The sequence below is a fragment of the Leptospira paudalimensis genome (assembly GCF_026151345.1).
Taxonomy (GTDB): domain Bacteria; phylum Spirochaetota; class Leptospiria; order Leptospirales; family Leptospiraceae; genus Leptospira_A; species Leptospira_A paudalimensis.
The window spans coordinates 1,152,332-1,168,092 of the sequence record NZ_JAMQPR010000001.1 but is presented as its reverse complement, the minus strand read 5'-3'; the positions used below and the strand labels follow the sequence as shown (position 1 = coordinate 1,168,092).

The following is a 15,761-nucleotide window of genomic DNA, read 5'->3' as shown; positions in this document are numbered from 1 at the left end:
TGACAAAATAAATGCAAAAGTAGGAATAAAAATCATGAGAAATAACATAGTCAAAATTCTTGTAGTCTTGATCATTATCGTTAATTGTTCAAAACCTAAACCAACAACAAATAACAAGATTCTTCTAAATGCATTAGAAGATCCAGATAATGTGACTGCATTAGATTTAAGTGACCAAAATCTTAATGAATTTCCGAGGGAAATATTAGAATTCAAAAATTTGCAAAAATTAAACTTATCTTGGAATCCAGAAATCAAAAAAATTCCAAATGAAATAACAGAACTCGAAAATCTACAAGAATTAAATCTCCAGTTAACTCGGCAAAATACACTTCCAGAAAATTTCAGCAAATTAAAAAAGTTAAGAATAATCGACTTATCTTCTAATACATTTGAAGATATTCCACCACAGCTTTTTGAAATGCCTTGGCTCGAAAGTATAGATCTAGAAGGTAATAATATTAAAGCTATTAATCCTAAAATAACTAAAATAACGAACCTACGTCTAATAAACTTCGAGCATAACAAAATAACTGAAATACCTAACGAAGTTGGACAGCTAAAAGATCTTGAAGTTTTAAAAATTCATAGCATGGCAGAAAGTAATACAATTAGAGAACTACCTTTAAATTTACAAAATTTGAAAAAACTAAAACTAATTGAAATTAAGGTTGCTGCTAAAACGTTCGAGAAGTCGCCATTAACTTCATTGATGACAGAAGGCCTAACAATCCGGAGTGATGATTATTTAACGCCAGGTGATTTAGATGTAATAACAAGTACAAAAAATTTAAAAAAACTTACGTTAAATATGAAACTCTATCCTGAGGATATAAACGACTCTTTTTTAAAATTATCTACAATAGAATCAATTTCATTTAAAGGCTCGAGTTTTGATAAAATTCCATTAAACTTATTTAAATTAACCACATTAAAAAGAATTTCGATCCAAGAGAATAGAGATGATCTCAAGATTGCAGAAGGATTTAACTCATTGATTAATCTAGAAGAATTATTCATTGAAAAATCGAATTCTGTCTATTTTAATAATACCGACCTATTTATGCTTCCAAAACTACGTATACTACGTATTGAAATTTCCAATCTAAATGAAATTCCACCTAATATTGAGAGTTTAAAAAATCTGCAATTACTTTCGTTGTCACAGAATAAATTAGAAAATTTACCGAAAGAGATTTTTAATCTTACCAATCTTAAAGTTTTAGATTTGAGTTCAAACAAACTTGGAAACTTACCAGATGAAATTAGAAATTTGAATAATTTAGAAATTTTGAGTTATGCAAGTAACAATGCTACGATAATACCAGATTCACTCTTTCAACTAACAAAACTGAAAAATTTGAATCTTTCATACGATCCTTATCGCAAAATTCCAGAAAAAATCGGAAAATTGATTAATCTTGATTACCTTGATTTTTCTAACACAGAATTAAAAGAAATTTCAGAATCAGTCGGACTATTAATTCACTTAAAAATTTTGCGCTTAGGCGGGAACAAAATAGAAAAAATACCTAGCAATATATCTAGATTAGCTTCACTTGAAAAGTTTTATTTAAATAATAATAACTTAAAAAGCATACCCGAATTCATAAGGAAGCTTAATGCTATAAAAAGAATATATCTAATTAACAACCCAGTTCTTGAAAATAAAAAAAATGAAATAATCTCCAATTTCGAAAAGGGAAAAATAGATTTCACTATTGCTGATTTTATGCTTTATGAAGATGGTGTAAGATATTATGATAAACTATATGAAAAATACTAGAACCGTCGCATAACAGCACCTTAACGCTTCGCTTCGGCACTTGCGGCCTCGCTCGGTCTGCGACACATAGGCTTTCTGTCACTCGTTTGCATCCGCAAACTACGTGCCAGTCCCTAACGTCCCGTTCGGGACTCAGGGTCAGTCTACGTCGTTAAGGCTAGTTCGTTATACGAAATCGCAAGAAATCTTTTCTAAAATAATAAAAAAGAATTTGACTTATCTCATTTTGAGATATTTCTGGATGAAGTGCATATTATCAGCTGGAAGAAACTTGATGATTTTATAAATAAACATCCAAATGCGAAATCTTCACTCAAAAGTTGGTTTAAAATTGTTAAAAACACATCTTTTAAAGATTTTAATGAATTAAGAAAAGTTTTTAACTCTGTTGATCAAGTTGGTAATCTTACAGTTTTTAATATCAGCGGTAATCATTTCAGACTGATTGTAGCTATTCATTACAATCGACAAAAAGTCTTTGTTCGGAATATTTTAACTCATAACGAATATGACAAAGGTAAATGGAAAAAGGAGAATTTATGATTCAAGATATTGAAAAAGTTAAGAATGTTTGGCATGATGTTAAAGATATTCTCTCTGTTCCACACACTGATAAACAATACAAAAAACTTGTGAAAGTTTTGGATGAACTTATTGATGAAGTTGGTAATAATGAGAAACATCAACTTGCTCCTCTTCTCGAAACCGTTGGTAATCTGATTGAAGAATATGAAAATGATCACTTTATTCAGCCTAATGCTGAACCAATCGAAGTATTAAAATTTCTGATGGAAGAAAATAACCTTACTCAGAAGGATTTAAGCATTTTGGGTAGCCAAGGCGTTGTTTCTGAAATCTTGAATGGAAAAAGAGATTTGAATGTTCGGCAAATAAAAGCTTTGGCTGAACAGTTTAATATTTCACCCGCAGTTTTTATCTAATTGCTTAGCTTGCGACTTCGTATAACAGCATGTTACCGCTACGCTTCGGGACAAGCCCTCGCTCGGCCTACGGCAAATTCCCCTTCTGGCATTCGCCTTGCTTACGCAAGCTACATGCCAGTCCCTAACGTCCCGTTGGGACTCAGGGTCGGGAAACGTCGAGTAGCCTAGTTCGTTATGCGACATTACCGAAAAATCCAGGAAACTTAAAAATGAAAATAGCCAGTATCACTTCAGTAATCATTATACTAATTTACACTACATTTGCATTTATTGATTTATATAAAAGAAACAAAAACAGTAAACTTGAAAAATCTACGATAGTTTTTGGATTGTTTTATTATATATTTGATTCAATATTAATTTCAGTTTCAATATTTTTAATTATAATACCAGTTTATCTAATCCTAAAAGAATTATTTAACACACAAAAAATTACTGATTTTATTGCTAATTTCCCTCTCTATTTTTCTTCTTTTTTAGTCGGAATATTCTATTTATATAGAGCTATTTGGTTTATTCCTCTTCTTAAAGGACGCTTTTCTGCTTACAAATATTTCGATATTGATTATATGAAAGAAATTAAAAATCCAGGATGGAAAATTCCGTGGCCTGATTTTTTAAGTTTAATAAGATTCCAATATTCATTCTACTTAATATCATTATGCTTTGGGTGGATCGGATTCTTTTACAAAATTCAATCAATTACTTTAAGTCTGTTATACTTTGCCTTATTTTTTATCGTCGATGATTGGAATATTATAGCATCATATTCTTCTGCTAACCAAGGAAGAATACTAAAATGGCACAAAAAACTTATACTAGGTATGAATTGGATTATCTTTTTTCTTACCATAATAACATATTATTCCTTTATTTACGCTTATCTTTTACTAACAATTATGTTAGTAATTCTACTAATCATCACAGTAAAAAATTTATCCGAATACAGAGAGATCAACCCTGAAAACGGAAACGTCGCATAACAGCGACTAACCGCTTCACTTCGGGACTTACGCCCTCGTTCGGTCTACGACACATAGGCTTTTGTCACTCCTCTTGCTTACGCAAGCCTCGTGCCAATCCCTAACGTCCCGTTCGGGACTCAGGGTCAGCCTACGTCGTTAAGGCTAGTTCGTTAATTGCAATTAGTTGATCTACAGAAGAAAACGCGCAAATTTTTTTAAGAGGGTGTTGTCGATTTACGCTTTGGAAGAGAACAATTAAAGCTCTTCTCTCCATTAAAGTGCAGTTGAAGATTTTCGCTTTTTAAGATTTAAGAGAAATTTGCGCTGGATTGTAGGACCCTTTCGACTTTTATCTTATTCTATACTAACTAACTGCAATTAACAGCGCCTTAACGCTCACTCGGGCTCTTTTCCACTTCGCCTCAGATTTCTGAAAAAATCTGGATCTCGTGGGGCCCTCGCTCGGCCTAAAGGCACATTCCGTGTTTCGCTAACGCCTCTATGAGGCTCAGCTACACGGAACGTCGTTAAGGCTAGTTCGTTAATTGCAATTAGTTGATCTACAGAAGAAAACGCGCAAATTTTTTTAAGAGGGTGTTGTCGATTAACGCTTTGGAAGAGAACAATTTAAGCTTTTCTCTCCATTAAAGTACAGTCAATGATTTTTGCTTTTTAAGATTTAAGAGAAATTTGCGCTGGATTGTAGAACCCTTTCGACTAAACTCTTTTTCTATACTAACTAACTGCAATTAACAGCGCCTTAACGCTCACTCGGGCACTTTTCCACTTCGCCTCAGATTTCTGAAAAAATCTGGATCTCGTGGGGCCCTCGCTCGGCCTAAAGGCACATTCCGTGTTACGCTAACGCCTCCAAGAAGGCTCAGCTACACGGAACGTCGTTAAGGCTGATTCGTTATTCGAAATGCCTAAAAATAAATTTTAAGAATAACTGGAGTAAATTAAGGAAAATGAATAAGATTATACAATTTTCAACGGAAGACAATAAATTAGATTACATCGACTTAAATATACGTATGGTCAAGAACATGGATTTCTATAAAAATAGAATTTCAAAAAGTAAATATCTAATTGCTCTTTATGTAATTCTAATCTTTGGATTCCTTTATTTAATATTTTTCAATGAAACTTCAATTTTGCGTTTAACTGCTTTATTTGCTCTATTATTTCTTTTATACTCTGAAATTATGATTAAACCAAATTTGATTAAAAGAGCGAAGAAAATTTATTCAAATGAGTTTGATTTTATAAGCAAAACAACTAACTATACAATCACGAATGATTTTATTGAATCTACATGTGATTTTCAAACATTAAAATTTCATTGGGCAGACTTAACAAATTATTCAGAAAATTCTGAAGAAATTGAACTCGATTTTTTCAAAAAAGGTATGTTAGTTTTACGTAAGAAATCAATTAGGGAACCAAATAATTTTATCGATATTTTGAATGATATAAAATTCATCTTAAGAGATAATCCCCTAGTTATAAAAAATAGGCACTTCGCATAACAGCACCTTACCGCTGCGCTTCGGCACTAGGCCTCGCTTGGCCTACGGCAAATTCCCTTTCTGGCATTCGCCTTGCTTACGCAAGCTACATGCCAGTCCCTAACGTCCCGTTCCGGGACTCAGGGTCAGGGAACGTCGGTAAGGCTAGTTCGTTATACGCTATCGCATAAATTTATGAATATAAACAATTTAGAAAAAACAATAGAAATAGTAGAAAAGCGATTAGTTCAAACATCCGTACTTCAAGCAATAATTTCACTTACAGTTTTATATTTTTTATTCGATTCAATATTAGCGTTATACCGCACATCAGTATTTGAAAAAAATATTATTAGTAGTACTAATCTATATGGAAAGATTCAGCATAATGAAAAATTACGATCTATTCATTTAGACTATCTGGATAATCTATATAAAAGTTTGGAGGCATACAAAAGAGACTCGGCAGAAACAATCTGGTATAATGAATATAGTAAAATTCTAAAAAAAAGGAAAGATTTATTATCGTTGTTAAAAGGAAGATTAAACATATTTGAATTTTCAAACCGCGAAAATGGAAAGCTAGAATACAATGATGGTATAGGCGTAAACGAATTTTGGTCAGGAATAGACAATTCAAAAATTCCGGTGAAAGCTAATGAACTTCTTGAGAATGTTTGGAAAATAAACTTTAAAAGTTTTTTTAAAGAATCCAACTCATTTAAGATCGGGCCTTTTTCTGTAAAAAATGATTCAGATGATTTAGAATTCGAAACTGCATTAAAAATGCAAAATTTTCTCCTTAGCTTACAGGAAATAGATAATGCACTTGAAGAAATTAGAAAAATAGATAAATCTAATTTCTATAATAAAGAAACGGATGATCCATACATCCAAGAAAGAATAAATGGTATAGAATCCAATATTTCCGAAACCAATGAAAAAATAGAAGAAATAAATAGCAGTATTGCAGAAAGCAAAAAAAAACTATCAGAACGTATAAATTTCAAAGAAAAAAAAGAAGAACTGCGAGGAAAAAATTTCCAAACAATTACATTTTCGAATGTTTCAATTTCATTTCTTACTCTTCTATACCTTTATCCTATAATTGTTTTTTCTTCACTAGTCTGGTTAGATATAAATGTTCGTCGTTTACTATACCTCTCATCAAATATAAACATTAATGACAAATATTATTCAACATGGTTTTTAACGTATCCTGATACATACTCAAAAACCTTCGCTTTGTTAATCTTCCTAGGACCAATGATAATGGGATTCCTAATTATACTTTACCTTGGAATATTCTATGATAAAGTTTCAGAACAACTAAACATTCCAATCAACATTATAGAATCTTTCATTTTAACAATAATTCAATTTTTGGGAATTTTATTTTCTTTTTTAAAAATCAACAAAATTACAGACAAAATTTTATTAATTCTCAAGCAAAAGAAGATAAATTAGTCGCTAAAAATGCGACAGCGTATAACAGCAACTTAACGCTTCACTTCGGCACAAGGCCTCGCTCGGTCTCCGACACATAGGCTTCTGGCACTCCCCTTGCATCCGCAAGTGTCGTGGCCAGTCCCTAACGTCCCGTTACCGGGACTCAGGGCCAGCCTACGTCGTTAAGTCTAGTTCGTTATGCGAAATATTTTTTAAAATAATAGTGGAAACAAATATGAAAAAAATAAGAAAAATACTAATTATTTCATCAATAACTTTAATGTGCAAATCAATAACCTTAAGTGAGAAAGACAAAGCTTTCTATAAATCTTATTATATGAATTGCATTGAATACCATGAATTGGATATAAAAAATTTCAATGATAGCAAATACAATTCTTGCCTTGCCGACGCTATCTTAAATAACAAAAAAAAACTTATAGATCATATACTATCTCAAAAACCAAACGTAAATTATCCAGATCGCAATGGATTTACACCATTGTATTACGCAGCCTTCTTTGGTGAAATAGAACTAATGGATAAATTGATTAACATGGGTGCTAATAAAAATCTCGCCTTCAACGGAAGTAATATTCAAGATATTTATAATAAAATATATCTTGAAAAAGATAATGAACCTTACTTAGAAGAAAACACTTTAGGGTTAGTAAAACCTTCCCCGAAAGTACATTTGCAACTCGGGAATACATATCCTCAAAAATACAAAGATTCAAAATTAAAGAGAAAAGTATTATTAAAATTGAAAATATTCAAAAATGGCAGAATTGATTCAATTCAGGTCTTAAATACAGCCATTGAGCAAGATTTCATTGATTCAGCTTTAACAATAGTCTCAAGAACTACATTTTCTCCTGGAGTTTATAAAAACAAAAACGTAAACTGTTATCACACAATTCCAATTAACTTCAGCATGAATGAAGATGAAGATTAAATAGATCTAATTAAAAAAAATACTTCGCATAACAGCAGGGAAACGCTGCGCTGCGGCACTCACGGCCTTGCTTGGGCTGCGCCACATTCCCTTTCTGTCACTCGCTCGCATACGCAAGCTACGTGCCAGTCCCTAACGTCCCCTCCAGGGACTCAGGGGCAGGGAACGTCGTCTCCCCTAGTTCGTTATGCGAAAGTAGCTAAAATCAAACGAATTCAAAAAAAATGGGAAAAGATTGAAGAAATTAGAAGAATATTTGGGATAAAAATTAGCTTGAAAACTTACTTTTATTGGTAAAAACTAAATATCATGTCAGTAGCTGTGAAGAATATCTCGGAATTCCAGATTTTCCTCAAAAATTCTAAATTACTTTCAAAGTATAATTTAGATAGGCTAGGCGTTTTCGGATCATTTGCTAGGAAAGATTCGAATTTCCACGACATTGACATTTTAGTTGAAAATGATATAGATTTTCAATCGGCATTATCTTTAAAAGAAGAACTTGAAAAAAACCTAAATCTTAAAGTAGACTTAGTTTTAAAGAAATATGCAAACCCAATAATTCTACATAGGGCAAATAAAGAAATGATCTATGTTAAAGAATAGAAAAAATGATCTTCTTTACCTTCTCAATATAATCGAATACATCGAAAAAATTAGTCTCTATTCAAATAGTTTTGAAAATCCTGAAACTCTTTATGAGACTAATGATCAAATGAATTATAATGCTATTCTGAGTCTCCTAACTCAAATTGGTGAAAATAGCACTAAACTCAGTGACGAAACAAAAAATGAATACCCATATCCTTGGAAAGATGTAGTTGGTCTAAGGAATCGAATAGCACATGATTACACTGGTATTAACATTTTCATAGTATTTCAAACGATAAAATATTCCTTACCTAGCTTAAAAGAAAAAGCTTACCAAATTATCAAAGATGGAATTTCTGAAAACATTTTCGATAAATCCGAATTACTTTCAACTAAAGAAAGTAATTACTATTCACATATTGATTTCAAAAAAATATAATTTTAACAATAGCTACCTTCGCATAACAGCGACTAACCGCTTCACTTCGGGACTTACGCCCTCGTTCGGTCTACGACACATAGACTTTTGTCACTCCTCTTGCTTAAGCAAGCGTCGTGCCAATCCCTAACGTCCCATTCGGGACTCAGGGCCAGCCTACGTCGGTTAGTCTAGTTCGTTAATTGCAATTAGTTGATCTACAGAAGAAAACGCGCAAATTTTTTAAGAGGGTGTTGTCGATTAACGCTTTGGAAGAGAACAATTAATGCTCTTCTCTCCATTAAAGTAGAGTTAAAGATTTTTGCTTTGTAAGATTTAAGAGAAAATTTGCGCTGGAATGTAGGACCCTTTCGACTAAACTCTTTTTCTATACTAACTAACTGCAATTAACAGCGCCTTAACGCTCACTCGGGCTCTTTTCCACTTCGCCTCAGATTTCTGATGAAATCTAGGCTTTGTGGGGCCCTCGCTCGGCCTAAAGGCACATTCCGTGTTACGCTAACGCCTCCAAGAAGGCTCAGCTACACGGAACGTCGTTAAGGCTGATTCGTTAATTGCAATTAGTTGATCTTCAGAAGAAAACGCGTAAATTTTTTAAGAGGGTGTTGTCGATTAACGCTTTGGAAGAGAACAATTAAAGATTTCCTCTCCATTAAAGTGCAGTTAAAGATTTTTGCTTTTTAAGATTTAAGAGAAATTTGCGCTGGTTTGTAGGACCCTTTCGACTTTTATCTTATTCTATACTAACTAACTGCAATTAACAGCGCCTTAACGCTCGCTCAGGCTCTTTTCCACTTCGCCTCAGATTTCTGAAAAAATCTGGATCTCGTGGGGCCCTCGCTCGGCCTAAAGGCACATTCCGTGTTACGCTAACGCCTCCTAGGAGGCTCAGCTACACGGAACGTCGTTAAGGCTGATTCGTTATACGCCATAGCAATAATAAAATTATGAGAAAATGTATATATTGTAGAGAAACTAAAGAAGAAAGTGAATTTTCACTAGAACATATTATACCTCAGTTTTTAGGGGGTGCCTATGTAGATAATCAATTTAAGACTCGCGAGGTATGTCGAACATGCAATAATAATCTTGGGCTTTTTGTCGATGGACTTTTCGCTAAAAATTCTATAGTCTATAATAATCTAACTAACATAGCAAGGTATTTCAACGATGATAATAATCCAAAATCATTGCCACTAACTTGTATAGGGATTTCTGATTTAAGCGTACCTGGGATGTCAGGTGATGAAATTTGTGAAATGTGGCTCGGTCCATTTGGAGAGCAAATTTATTGGATTCGTTTAAATGATGATAAATTCTATTCTTATGTAGGAGGAAATCCAATAAATTCTAAAAGAATAGAATCCGTTGCTTATTTTCTTTTTTCAGAAAACTCAAATCAGAATCAATTGTTAACTTGGCTGACTTTCAAAGACGCATTCCAATACACTAAAGTTAAAAAGATTATGTGCACAATAGTTGATGGAGCTGACCCGAAAGACATTGGTTTTTCAGATCCAGACAATCTAGATAAAGAAAGAATATCCTATTTTCATAAATTACCTATAGATGATTATAAGAAGTGCCAAATTCCAGTTTATATTGATTTTGATATTAGATTCCTTTCAAAACTTGCTATTGGAATTTCATATTGTCTTTTTGGGTCGAAAATTTTTGCACATCCCTATTCAAATGAACTTCATCTTGGATTGTGGCACCGAATAGGAGGTGAATACCCAAAACTTCTTTTAACAAAATTATTCAGCGTTCAAGAACAGGAGGATTTATTCAAAAAAATTACTGGTCTAAAAAATCTTGTTGTAATTATAATTTTGAAAGTCGATACAAAAATCTGCATCAGTTTAAACATTAATAGTACACTTAATTGGATAATTGCAGCTACTGATATCTCAATTTTAGAAACTGAAGATTTGAATATAATCGGAGATGGAATAGTATTAATTCTAGCTAAAGACTTCGAAAAGAGCGTCCAATGCTCGCTACCTGAATTTATAAATCACATACTAAAAAATAAAATCAATGCTGACATCGCTTTATTAGAAAATTAAACTTAAAATTTGCTACGGCGTATAACAGCATGTAAACGCTTCGCTTCGGCACTTACGGCCTCGCTTGGTCTGCGACACATTCCCCTCCTGGCACTCGCTTGCATGCGCAAGCTACGTGACCAGTCCCTAACGTCCCGATGGGACTCAGGGTCGGGAAACGTCGTTTACACTAGTTCGTTAATTGCAATTAGTTGATCTACAGAAGAAAACGCGCAAATTTTTTAAGAAGGTGCTGTCGATTAACGCTTTGGAAGAGAACTATTAAAGCTTTCCTCTCCATTAATGTGCAGTTAAAGATTTCTGCTTTGTAAGATTTAAGAGAAAATTTGCGCTGGATTGTAGGACCCTTTCGACTTTTATCTTATTCTATACTAACTAACTGCAATTAACAGCGCCTTAACGCTCACTCGGGCTCTTTTCCACTGCGCCTCAGATTTCTGATGAAATCTAGGCTTTGTGGGGCCCTCCCTCGGCCTGAAGGCACATTCCGTGTTACGCTAACGCCTCTATGAGGCTCAGCTACACGGAACGTCGTTAAGGCTGATTCGTTATGCGAAAGCCAACAAAATGAAAGAAGAAGATATACCAAAAATTCTAGAAGCAATTTATAAAACAGGCTTTGTTACCGAATATGAAGTATCCAATATACTATCTAAACATGGTTGGTTCACTTTAAATAACAGATATTATCTTGATGATCATACAGGAATTTCAAGAGAAATTGATATTATAGCCTATAAAACAACAAAAATTCATAACTTACTTGTATATACAGCCTTAATTATCAGTTGTAAAAAATCAAATGAGGATTCTTGGGTTTTCTACACAAAGAAACTAAACAAAACTGATCCAAATCTAATATTTGAAAATCTAGATAACTGGACTAATGAAAAGCTTCTAACAAATTTTGAAAGCAAATCCAAATTAGAAGAAGTAATTAAAAATCAGATTAATACTAATGCAAATCTTAAAACTTTTTTCGATATCGAAAATAATGTTTTTGCAATGCAAGAGATAAGTAGAAAAAACTTCACTCCAAAAAATGACCAAACTATTTATAACTCAATTATCTCAGTTTTAAAAGCAAAAGAATTTGAACAGAATTCATTGAGTAACAGGAAAAAAAATAAAAATATATATAATTTTTTCAATATTTCAATACAAGACTTGGAAATGTTGGAATTTCATCCAGAAAATAGCGAAATCCCTCTTAGAGAAATTTCACATATTAAATATATTAATAGGTTTATTATAAACAAAAAAGACAAATTTCATCTCATACATTTTGTTCAATTTAATTATTTTGAAGAATTTCTAAAAGGATTGAATTCACTTCACGATTTTCTAACTAATGAGTATTTAAAGCAACTGGAGGAGATTAAACGCACTTTCTATTCAAATTACTCCCTTTGTTTAACATATCTGAAAGAAATACAAAAAGAAATTTCAAATGATATATATTTTGAACTTAAATATGATGCAAAAATTATTAACGAAAAAAGTCTAAACATTACGTTTGGAACAGATCCCAAAACTAGCAAATTAATATTCTTTTTAGGAATCGAGAACGAGGAAGCAGTATATTATTGTAATAATAGTGAAAAACTAAAGAAAGAAATAATGGATAAATTAGGAAAATATCATTTTTTCTTAATAAATTTTGAATTTCAAGGGATAGATGCTGATCTTCCTTTCTAATGTTGGCCTTCGCATATCAGCAACTAACCGCTTCGCTTCGGGACTTGCGCCCTCGCTCGGTCTGCGACACATAGGCTTCTGGCACTCCTCTTGCTTGCGCAAGCGTCGTTCCAGTCCCAAACGTCCCGCAGGGACTCAGGGCCAGCATACGTCGGTTAGTCTAGTTCGTTATGCGAAATTGTGAAAATAAATAATTAAAGGAAAATTATGAACTCAAAAAATGCTTACGAAATTGGACTATCAATAATAGATTTGCTAGATAATAACAGCGAAATACTCAAATATCTAAACAATATTGGGCTAAAACATGAAGAATTTGGTATTCTACCAAACCAAATTTTAACTATTCCTTTAGATCAAAATGCTTTACCAAGAATTAGAGATCTACAAACTAAAATAAACAACTTAACCTCAACAACACTTTCAATTATCAGAAGCTTCCCTCCTTTTGATTTTATTCCAAAGGCAAATACTTTAATTGAAAACATTAGGAGAATAAACTCAATTTCAGAAAATGAAACATTGAATGAATTATTAAACAATGAAATTAGTATAATCACAATTGAACATACACATGCATACTCAGAAAGAAACTTTCCAACAGTATATAAATTCACTTCAATTTGTAACGGAATATACAAAAAACTTTCCTTATTAGAATACTTAGCTAAAACATTGACAAAATTGGGAGAAGGTAAAGAATATAATTTCAATCAAAATGAAGTATTCGAATTGTATATTGATCAGAATGAACATTCAGTAGCAGGTATTGGTATATTGTTACTAAGTTTGCATAAACTTTACAACCTACTATTGAAAATAACTAAAGAGGAAAAGGAAAACTTAAAATACTATAAAATTGAAACTGGAAGTAAATGGTTAAAATTTTTTGGTAAAAAAGAGGCTTTTTTTCTATTAACTTTATTAATAACAAACTCAAGTGCTGTTCTTCAAGAGATAATAAAAAACCGAATTCCTCCAGAAAAAGTTAGTGAAAGAATCAGTAATTCATCAGCCATACTAGACCTCATAGAAAAATCTAAAGCAGCAGGGTTATCAGAACAAGAATTAGAAATACTCAAAAAAACTTACATCGCTTCCATACTACAAATATCTGCAGGTACCAGTGAAATTAAAATTGGAACAGAAACCATTCTAAAAGTCGAATCGAATGACGCAGATTCAAAAAAACTTAGCGACGAAGCTCTAAAAATACTTGAAATTGAATAAATTTCACAACTTCGCATAACAGCGGCAAATCGCTGCACTTCGGCACTTGCGGCCTCGCTTGGTCTGCGACACATTCCTCTCCGTCACGCTTCTCGCTCTGCAAGAAGACGCGCCGACGCTAACGCCTGCTTCGCAGGCTCAGCTACGAGGAACGTCGATTAGCCTAGTTCGTTATGCGTAATCGTATAAACTTTAAAAGAAAGTCACAAACTAAATGAAATATTTAAAATACCTATTAATTCTATTTCTTTTCACTAATTGTGCAGGCTTCTATACTCATAAATACTCCTACTACAGAAACGCGTCAAAAGATAATAATGTAAAGATAAATGGAAAACTTAAAATTGCTTTATATTTAAATGAAAGGGAAAATAATGAATCTACATTCAATAATCTGAATTCTTTAAGACAAAATTTTGAAAAAGCAAATCTAAATATTTATACGATTAACAGTTCGGATAAATTTAAATCCTATGATCTTATCATAATGAAATATTCTATTGAAGATCCAAGCGGGTTATTGGAAACGCTTATAGATACTACATTTTTCTTATCATATTTCAATATGATTATCTCGCTAGGATTCATACAAGGAATGAACATCCAACTAAAAATTCACACAATTGAATTGTTCAATCCATCTATAAATAAATCCATTAAAATTAAATTTGCTGAATATTTTCAGAAAAATGATGGTTGGATTGCAAATTATCTAGGTAAAAAACATGGGAAATTTTCAGATGAATACAATCGATATTACATTCATGATGAATCGATTGACGAGCATGAAAAAACCCTTTTAAAAATTATGGAAATTGATGGTATACTAATTCAATAAATATACGACTACGCATAACAGCACCTTAACGCTTCGCTTCGGCACTTTCGGCCTCGCTCGGTCTGCGACACATAGGCTTTCTGGCATTCGCCTTGCTTACGCAAGCTACATGCCAGTCCCTAACGTCCCGTTCCGGGACTCAGGGTCAGCCTACGTCGTTAAGGCTAGTTCGTTATGCGACATCGGAACAAAATAAATTACCAAAACCTAAAACTATGGAAAAGATTCTTAAAAACATAATATTCATAATAATTCCAATATTCGCATCAGTTATCCTTGCCTTAGCGACAATTGTTTTCATTTATTGGTTTGCATATAAATTAAACAAGCCAGTATCAAACTTACTAGAAGATTGGGCCCATTTCGGAGATTTCTTTGGTGGAATTATCGGTTCGATTCTAACATTTCTTACTTTATTGACAGTAATTTTAACACTATATTATCAAAGGGAAGAACTAATCACCACTCGGCAAGAACTTAAAGAATCAATGCGCATCGCCTCTTTGCAAGAAGAATCTTTGAGATCCCAAGCAAACGCTCAGAATAAAAGTTTATTTGAATCTGGCTTTATGCAAATGATTGAAATTCACTTTAGATTAATTGATTCTTATAAAATTGGCACTAGGGATGGTGGACAGCATTTTATTCAAGAAATAATAAACTTGACAGAAATATTGAGAGAAAATAATCAATATGATTTCAGAAATTCAATGGACTATCGAATGCATAGGCATTTATTTCATCTTTCATCAATAATTGATTTAATTTTCAAAAATTCCATACTAACAAATGAGGAGCAACTACACTATTTAAGAATAGTGCAAAATGTAATCGGAGATAAAGTAATTGAATTTATTAGACTTACATATCACATACATTATCTCAAAAGTATTAGAGAGCAATTATTAAAGCTCTGTTCCGACGTCGCATAACAGCGACTAACCGCTTCACTTCGGGACTTACGCCCTCGTTCGATCTGCGACACATAGGCTTTTGTCACTCCTCTTGCTTGCGCAAGCGTCGTGCCAATCCCTAACGTCCCGTGCGGGACTCAGGGCCAGCCTACGTCGGTTAGTCTAGTTCGTTAATTGCAATTAGTTGATCTACAGAAGAAAACGCGCAAATTTTTTTAAGAGGGTGTTGTCGATTAACGCTTTGGAAGAGAACAATTAAAACTGTCCTCTCCATTAAAGTGCAGTTAAAGATTTTTGCTTTTTAAGATTTATGAGAAATTTGCGCTGGATTGTAGGACCCTTTCGACTAAACTCTTTTTCTATACTAACTAACTG

14 protein-coding genes are annotated in these 15,761 nt (G+C 32.9%); all 14 read left to right on the top strand.

What is annotated here, in order from left to right:
- Window positions 1-34 precede the first annotated feature (34 nt).
- The 14 genes from ND855_RS05365 (at window position 35) to ND855_RS05300 (ending at window position 15,404) form a co-directional block, all read left to right on the top strand.
- Window positions 35-1,786 carry a leucine-rich repeat domain-containing protein gene (locus tag ND855_RS05365; RefSeq protein WP_265357506.1) on the top strand — a complete coding sequence of 584 codons (1,752 nt, stop codon included), beginning with the start codon at window positions 35-37 and terminating at the stop codon, window positions 1,784-1,786.
- Between the two features lie 246 nt (window positions 1,787-2,032).
- Window positions 2,033-2,329 carry a type II toxin-antitoxin system HigB family toxin gene (locus ND855_RS05360; protein WP_265357505.1) on the top strand — a complete coding sequence of 99 codons (297 nt, stop codon included), beginning with the start codon at window positions 2,033-2,035 and terminating at the stop codon, window positions 2,327-2,329.
- Window positions 2,326-2,727 carry a helix-turn-helix domain-containing protein gene (locus tag ND855_RS05355; RefSeq protein WP_265357504.1) on the top strand — a complete coding sequence of 134 codons (402 nt, stop codon included), beginning with the start codon at window positions 2,326-2,328 and terminating at the stop codon, window positions 2,725-2,727. Before ND855_RS05360 ends, ND855_RS05355 begins: the two co-directional genes overlap by 4 nt.
- 212 nt (window positions 2,728-2,939) lie before the next feature.
- Window positions 2,940-3,713 carry a hypothetical protein gene (locus ND855_RS05350; protein WP_265357503.1) on the top strand — a complete coding sequence of 258 codons (774 nt, stop codon included), beginning with the start codon at window positions 2,940-2,942 and terminating at the stop codon, window positions 3,711-3,713.
- A gap of 950 nt (window positions 3,714-4,663) precedes the next feature.
- Window positions 4,664-5,224: a hypothetical protein gene (locus tag ND855_RS05345; RefSeq protein WP_265357502.1), complete on the top strand. Its 561-nt coding sequence runs from the start codon at window positions 4,664-4,666 to the stop codon at window positions 5,222-5,224.
- A gap of 174 nt (window positions 5,225-5,398) precedes the next feature.
- The gene (locus ND855_RS05340; protein WP_265357501.1) at window positions 5,399-6,670 is read left to right on the top strand and encodes a hypothetical protein; all 1,272 of its coding nucleotides are present in this window, start codon (window positions 5,399-5,401) and stop codon (window positions 6,668-6,670) included.
- Window positions 6,671-6,887: 217 nt separating this feature from the next.
- Window positions 6,888-7,607 (top strand): TonB family protein, encoded by a 720-nt coding sequence (locus ND855_RS05335; RefSeq protein WP_265357500.1) that lies wholly within the window; start codon window positions 6,888-6,890, stop codon window positions 7,605-7,607.
- Window positions 7,608-7,916: 309 nt separating this feature from the next.
- Window positions 7,917-8,213 (top strand): nucleotidyltransferase family protein, encoded by a 297-nt coding sequence (locus tag ND855_RS05330; RefSeq protein ID WP_261637506.1) that lies wholly within the window; start codon window positions 7,917-7,919, stop codon window positions 8,211-8,213.
- Entirely contained in the window at window positions 8,200-8,637 is a 438-nt protein-coding gene (locus ND855_RS05325; RefSeq protein ID WP_265357499.1) for a HepT-like ribonuclease domain-containing protein, read from the top strand. The genes ND855_RS05330 and ND855_RS05325 overlap by 14 nt, the downstream gene beginning before the upstream one ends.
- Before the next feature lie 947 nt (window positions 8,638-9,584).
- A complete protein-coding gene (locus tag ND855_RS05320) occupies window positions 9,585-10,706 on the top strand; it encodes an HNH endonuclease (protein ID WP_265357498.1) in 1,122 nt (373 codons plus the stop codon).
- Between the two features lie 567 nt (window positions 10,707-11,273).
- The gene (locus ND855_RS05315; protein ID WP_265357497.1) at window positions 11,274-12,404 is read left to right on the top strand and encodes a hypothetical protein; all 1,131 of its coding nucleotides are present in this window, start codon (window positions 11,274-11,276) and stop codon (window positions 12,402-12,404) included.
- A gap of 207 nt (window positions 12,405-12,611) precedes the next feature.
- A complete protein-coding gene (locus tag ND855_RS05310; RefSeq protein WP_265357496.1) occupies window positions 12,612-13,634 on the top strand; it encodes a hypothetical protein in 1,023 nt (340 codons plus the stop codon).
- A gap of 214 nt (window positions 13,635-13,848) precedes the next feature.
- Complete coding sequence (locus ND855_RS05305) at window positions 13,849-14,472, top strand: hypothetical protein (RefSeq protein WP_265357495.1); 624 nt, start codon at window positions 13,849-13,851, stop codon at window positions 14,470-14,472.
- A gap of 215 nt (window positions 14,473-14,687) precedes the next feature.
- Window positions 14,688-15,404 carry a hypothetical protein gene (locus tag ND855_RS05300; protein ID WP_265357494.1) on the top strand — a complete coding sequence of 239 codons (717 nt, stop codon included), beginning with the start codon at window positions 14,688-14,690 and terminating at the stop codon, window positions 15,402-15,404.
- Window positions 15,405-15,761 lie beyond the last annotated feature (357 nt).